Here is a 6551-nt window from a genome sequence, read left to right on the forward strand (position 1 = left end):
TAAGCTTGATATTATAACCAAGATAAATAAAATCGAAAGTATACATGGCGGCACTGTACTTGCGGTGGAGTCTGCCTTGAAAGATCTTATACACGCGATGCCGGTTGATTGATCCTCGTGAGGCCTCAAATTCAGTTTGCTAAGAAAAAACTATCTCCTCATTGTTTTTTTATTGCGGGAATATTTTTTCCAGAGCAGCTTTTGAGCGGGATGAATTGATTTTCTTTTATGTATGTTTTAAATGCTGAACTATTCCATTATTTGTATGAAATCAACTCCTGTTTTAATTTAGATCATTTTATGTGTATCTTATCAATGTTATCAATTGAAATTATTAAGCCCTAAGGTTGCTATTAGTGTTAAAAATACGTAGGCACCCAATTGTTTTATGATTGACAAAAAATGACCTGAACCCGTTGCATTCCTAAGATTCAATTTAGGTGTAGGTATTGCTATTTAAAAAATAAATACTTCGTTGGTATCTGATGGTAACCCATCCTGCACGTATCCTGTGATCAAACCTTGCCAGTTCCCATTCTTTTCCATTAAAAACCTCAATAGAAACTATCTGTCTTATTGTGCGATGTCCCTTTACAGTAATTCTGACATTCAGGGTTTTGATTTCTTCAGGTTGGCCTCTTTTTCTAAATGGATTGACATTGTTTGCCTCTCCAAAAAAAATGTCAAAATCATTGACTGTTTTATAATTTTCATTTGATCCTAAACCTACTATTGTGAAATATAGCAGGAATGTCATTTTTGTGAGTAAACTTAGTTTTATAATCATTTTCGATTTTAAACCATTTGTTGCTCTTTTCAAAAATTAACCCTTACCATCTTAATTATCTGTTATTTTTAGTTAAAGAAATGTATAATAAGCAAAGGTTATTTTTCCAAAAACATATTATGCTCATATTGAAATATGAAAGTATCTCTCGTTCTTTTTTACTCTAGAAATTTCATTTACCTTTTAATATTCCAATTGATATTTTTTTATTTCCAAAAGAATTGAAATCTAATCAGTTGTCAACTGACAAATTTAGGTTGATTAAACCAATCAAGAATACAACCTACTTAAATTGGTGATCTGCTTTTTTATCTAGCAAAAAGTTTGTGAGAATATTTATATTTAGTATTTTCTTTCAAAGATTAGCATGATTGTCCGCAATCTTACTAGCAAGGATAAATTGAAGCAATGATGAGATGAGCAAAAAGCTTTCAACATCAGATCGTCATGTTCTACAAAAAGTGAAGAGAGACCCTTTTCCCGCTTTATTTGATTGTTTTTCAGAAGGATAAGCAGTTCTTCTTCACGGGTGGTATGGGCGATACCGATGGTCTTTATTATTTTATTTGTACGCGTAATCTTTTGGACAATCTGAATACTCACAGATCCGCTTTTTATCTTGTTTTTTCGTACAAACAAGATGCAAAAAATAGCTCCGAATGACCCAAATTTCAAGTTATGAAACAGTAAGTGGCCGATTTATAATACTTATTTATTGTAGTGATGATGTCTCGCACAAACAGGAGGTATCAGAACAGGTAATAAAAGCATCTCAAGGCAGGATTTTGCATGGCATTCAAACGGCTTTCTGCAGTATGGAATTTTAACCGTATGGATATTTCATGTACGCCCCTGCTGTCATTCCCCAGGCCGGATAACTGCCAATCATAAGAATAACCTACCAAGTATTTTGAATCAATATTGAACCCAAGCATCGAAATTATAGAGTCCCTATTGGGTAAGTTGACTGTTCCGGGAATCCCTCTATATCCCAGTCCCAAATCCAAAATACCCAGGGTTAACTGTGTAGCGAGATCCAGTTGCTTGAAAGGGCCTTGTTGCTTGTAGTTACCTTTGATCAAAAAAAATTTTTCTGAAGTATTTCTACTAAAAGAATTATCGGAAAGTAAAAATTGATATCCTCCGTGTATGGAATACTTTTGAAATGAATGACTGTACTGATCATCACCTATAAACCATAATTGAGGATTATTGATATGGTGGTTGCTTATTCCTATCCAAAAATTATTGTCCGTGTACAACATTCCAAAAGAAATACTGAAGTTTTGTTGGTTCTCAAAGTCTGGAATGAAATCACTTGTAGTGCCTGAAACTGTTCTTGTTAGCGGATCGATCTGATCTTGATGAATTAGATCTCCCATGTCTGCACTTTTCACCTGATAACTTACCTGTGTGCCGAATCTTAAAGATTTCCTTTCTCCAACTTTTAACCTATAGGAATAGAAACCTGATATGTCCTGAGTTCTTAATTGAATATGTTCTTCCAAAAATGAATTCGCACTGATGCCAAAACCACTTTGTAAACTATGAGAATAGAAATCTGCATATACACTGGTTGCTTTAAAAGATTTGTTCAGTCCCGGCCACTGAATTCTATTGTTAAATCCAACCCTGATCATTTCGCTGGATCCTGTGAAAGCAGGATTTAAATACAGGGGAGCAGCAAAAAATTGGCTGTACTGGAAATCCTGTGCCTCAAGCCGTAATGTCATAAACAATAGGCCTACCATCACCCATATTTGTTTTGATTTGTTCATCTTTTTAATAGAAATGATCCTGATTTACTTAAGTTTCTGCCATCAAATGTTTCATATTGTAAATTGTAGACGTATATCCCCTGGGGAGAGAGCTGTCCTTTAAATTCACCATCCCAACCACTTGAAGTGATGTCTTCAGTGAAAAAAATCAGTTCACCCCACTTATTGAAAACAGAAAACTTTAATTTTTCTACCATGGTGAAAACCGGGAAAAAATTATCGTTTAAGCCATCCTGATTGGGGGAGAATACTTCAGGAACCATCAAAAAATGATCAATTATATCAATGGATATAATTTCTTCCTGGATACATCCCCATTTATCTTCTACAATAAGTTTGATACCATAAGTGCCTGGCTCTTGGTAACTCAATGAAAACCCATCACTAGTTGAAACTTGGCCATTACCGAAATCCCAAAAAATAGAATTTATGTCGTCAGGTGGTGCAATTGAAAATGAAATTGGTACACCAACTAAAAAGGCATTATCGGATGCAAGGCTTTCTGAAAACACTTCAATGTTTAAAGCTAATCTTTCATAGGGATGCAGCTCGAATTCAGCATTGAACTTTTGTCCGGATTGATCCTTAATAGTAAGCGTGTAAATACCATCCTGATTAATAGTAAATGTTTGCTCATTTTGGTCCACACTGTCATCGGACCAAATAAATTCATAGGGTTTTACACCTCCCAAAACATTCAAGTCAACGGTTTTAGACAATTGACCATTTTCACAATCTGGAATTATTATTGAAGAGACTTCCACATCCAAGTCTTCAAAACTGATAAGGGTTAAGGCTATAGTACACGAGTATTGAGTTCCCAAATAAGGATCAAAGAAGACATCGAATGTTCCTTGGCCGGAAGGAAACCCCGTTTCCATTGTATATTCGGTAGCAGAAGGGTCACTTGGGGGGGCTGAATAAAACCTGACAAAGTTGGGGAATAAACCGGCCACTTCTTCAAAAGGTATCCTATTCTCGTCGAAGACCCTCTCTGAAAAATCAAATACCAAAGGAATGTTGCTGCTCTGGTTTTCACAGCTGGATAGATCATTTACCTTCAGGACCAGAAAACCTTCCTCGAATCTTTCTGCATTACAATCTGAAAAATCCCTTTCACCAAATACAGTATTTTTCTCTACTGACATATTGGTGATGTGCCCTTTACCTGATATTATCCCCTGGATTGGAATGAGTCTAAGGCATTCTTCAAGTAAAAACCAATCACAGTTTTTGATTGGAGTAATTTTAAAATTTAATTCAGCGATAACATCAGACAATGTGCCTCCCGGTACTTCCGGGAGATTCCCTAAATTCCATTTAATGGTATTATCCTTGGAATCATATTCTGCTTGCAAACCATTATTTACAAGTCCGGTTTTAAAATCATCGTTGTCAAAAAGGAGAGTTGATTGTAAACTTTCTTCCAAAAGCAGGACACCATCCGGTATCCCTAATTCAAAGTAAGCATCTTCAATATCTTCGAATCCCAAATTCCTGATGTCAATTTTGAAACTAATTATGTCATCAACTGAGAGGTTTTCAAGACCGAATTCTTCCATTGGAATGTTTTTGCTGTCGAACACACTTATTTTTGCCTCTATGTCTGATTCATAAGCATCCACTGAAAAGGCAAGGGCATAAATAATATACAGATCTTGCCTGGTACCAAATCTGAAACTGGTTTTAGTCTGGCCATTGGCAATGATGCTGTTGTTGGGGTTAGGGACTTCCCACATGGCTATATCTATCCCTGAATTGTTGATGTAATTGGGATTTCTTCGATTTTCTAATAATTGATTATCAATCCGGTTAGGGGTGTAAATCGATGCATTGAAAAAATTATCCGAGGTATTTAATGAATGGGAGAGAGGTACCCAATTTGTATTTGCCGCATTTCTTATTTCCAAGCGGTCACCGGTGATATTCCGATCCCCTTCTCCAGCCAAAATTCCAAGTTTCAGTTTTACATCACCAAATTGACTTGCATTGAATCCTTCTATGTCAATAGATCCCGAAATAAAAGTTCCAATCCGCTCCGCAGCAACAAAAGCATATCCATCAAAAATGCTTATGTCCCTCAACTGCATTCCTTCGTTCTTATACACTACAATCAAAGCCCAGTGGCCAAAATAACCTGTATCACCTCCATTCCCCTCAGTAAGTGCAATATTTCCCACAGTGTATGTACCCTGACCTTGGACGTTGACCAAATCGGTCACATCTGCATACCCCACAAACATTTCCAAATATTCATCCTCTTCAGGGTATAATATGCGATCTACAGCACCCATCTGGTTGGCCTTGACTTCGATAAATTCATCGTCAAGTGGGCCCTTAAACTTTACTTTACGTTTATTCAGTGGAATTCCCCTCACTTCAAAACTGTCCCCAATACCGGGCTCGGCTCTCCCCGACCAATAAAGTCCTGCAAAAAGTATTTCGGAACAATCGGGATTTACATTATTTTCATTGGAAAACTGTAAATCTGAAGACGAACTATTAAGAATATCAGCTTCATTGCTGATGTTCACATACTCCATTTGTACGCGATTGTTGTCCACATTTACGCCATTGGTATTGGGATTAAAATCTCGAAGCGTCAGATTGGTGTTGCCAAGAATGGTGAAGTCACCTTGGATATGGTAGGTATCAACAGTTGACTCACTTTTACTGACCTTCTTGAAACCTACAGGTACATCTACCTGTGCATCGCTCAACAAGGTCAGTGAAAAATAAAGGAAAATCAGTAAATAAAAATGTTTTTTCATTGTGCCTGAGCTTCATGATCTCTTGAAGGGTTATTATAATAATCTATGGCTATATCCATTTTTCCCCACATCCTGCGCTTTCGGCGATCATAAGAAGGATGGGTGGAAAGGAACTCTAAAGGCTTTTCTCCTGAACCGGCCGCTTCCATACGGTCCCAGAGAGAAGGAGCTTCTCGGGGGTCATATCCAGCCATAGCCATGAAGTATAGTCCCAATTTGTCAGCTTCCAATTCGTGTTTTCTGGAAAACTTAAGTTCTCCCAATTGAGTAGCGATGCCAAAAGCCTGTAAAAAAATCATTTCCCGTTCAGATAACTCTTCCCCCATAGCTACCTGCACTCCAAAACTTAAAAAACTTAACAATAAACCGTTGGATACACGCTCCCTTCCATGACTGGCTATTGCGTGTGCTATTTCATGACCCATTACGGCCGCAATTCCTTCGTCAGTCTCACATATGGGTAGAATTCCTCTGTAAAATGCTATTTTACCACCAGGCAAACACCAAGCATTAACAGCATCAGAATCGATTAGGTGGAATTCCCAATCAAAACCCTGTAATTCTTTCTCATACCCCCTCCAACGCATGTATTGATCTACAGCCTTAGCCATTTTAGTACCTATTTCAAGGATTCTTTTACCCTGTTCCGTTTTTGTCATTAATGAACTCTCACTTATGATTCGGTTGTATTGCTCGAAAGACATGGGCAAAAGTTCCGTATTGGAAATCAAAGACAATTGAGATCTCCCGACCAAAGGAACTTTTGTGCAGGCAGGAACGAAAAGCAAAAAAATCAAAACAGCAGAAATTTTTAGAAGTTGGTTTTTTAGTGCAAACATTTGAATCATTCCTTTATTTGTATTGTCTTCCATTATGGAATTTTTTTTCAATTCAGGCTAAATTAATTTCGCCTTGCATGATAAAAAAAATCAAAGTTGAATGGTTTTTATTGTTTTCAATTGTAAATGAACGGGGTTTGATTTCTGCTTTAATGTGATTTTAGTCCAAGAGGAGTTGTCTCTTTTGAAAAATTGCCGAATCAATCTTTATTTAATGAAATTCCAAATCATAAATGATCTTTTATAACCAAATACAATTAGTTTACTTTAAGAGACTATTGATTTACAAAAGTTTTATTCCCCAGTTTTATTAACACTTCTTGGCATTTGTCTAAAATCAAATAACTAATTAATGGAACCCTTATTCAATTCATTT

Annotated in this window: 4 protein-coding genes; all 4 read right to left on the minus strand. The window is 36.6% G+C overall.

The features are described 5' to 3' along the window. Window positions 1-436: 436 nt before the first annotated feature. The 4 genes from EA341_RS11835 to EA341_RS11850 all read right to left on the minus strand — a co-directional run bounded on the left by EA341_RS11835 (window position 437) and on the right by EA341_RS11850 (window position 6208). Entirely contained in the window at window positions 437-787 is a 351-nt protein-coding gene (locus EA341_RS11835) for a hypothetical protein (RefSeq protein WP_293014579.1), read from the minus strand. Between the two features lie 749 nt (window positions 788-1536). Further along, window positions 1537-2565, minus strand: coding sequence for a PorP/SprF family type IX secretion system membrane protein (locus EA341_RS11840; RefSeq protein ID WP_293014581.1), 1029 nt, complete (start codon window positions 2563-2565; stop codon window positions 1537-1539). Continuing rightward, window positions 2562-5336 carry a gliding motility-associated C-terminal domain-containing protein gene (locus EA341_RS11845; protein WP_293014583.1) on the minus strand — a complete coding sequence of 925 codons (2775 nt, stop codon included), beginning with the start codon at window positions 5334-5336 and terminating at the stop codon, window positions 2562-2564. The genes EA341_RS11840 and EA341_RS11845 overlap by 4 nt, the downstream gene beginning before the upstream one ends. Next, entirely contained in the window at window positions 5333-6208 is an 876-nt protein-coding gene (locus EA341_RS11850; RefSeq protein ID WP_293014585.1) for a M48 family metallopeptidase, read from the minus strand. The genes EA341_RS11845 and EA341_RS11850 overlap by 4 nt, the downstream gene beginning before the upstream one ends. Between the last annotated feature and the right edge of the window lie 343 nt (window positions 6209-6551).

This window comes from Mongoliibacter sp. (assembly GCF_007692705.1).
Classification (GTDB): domain Bacteria; phylum Bacteroidota; class Bacteroidia; order Cytophagales; family Cyclobacteriaceae; genus Mongoliibacter.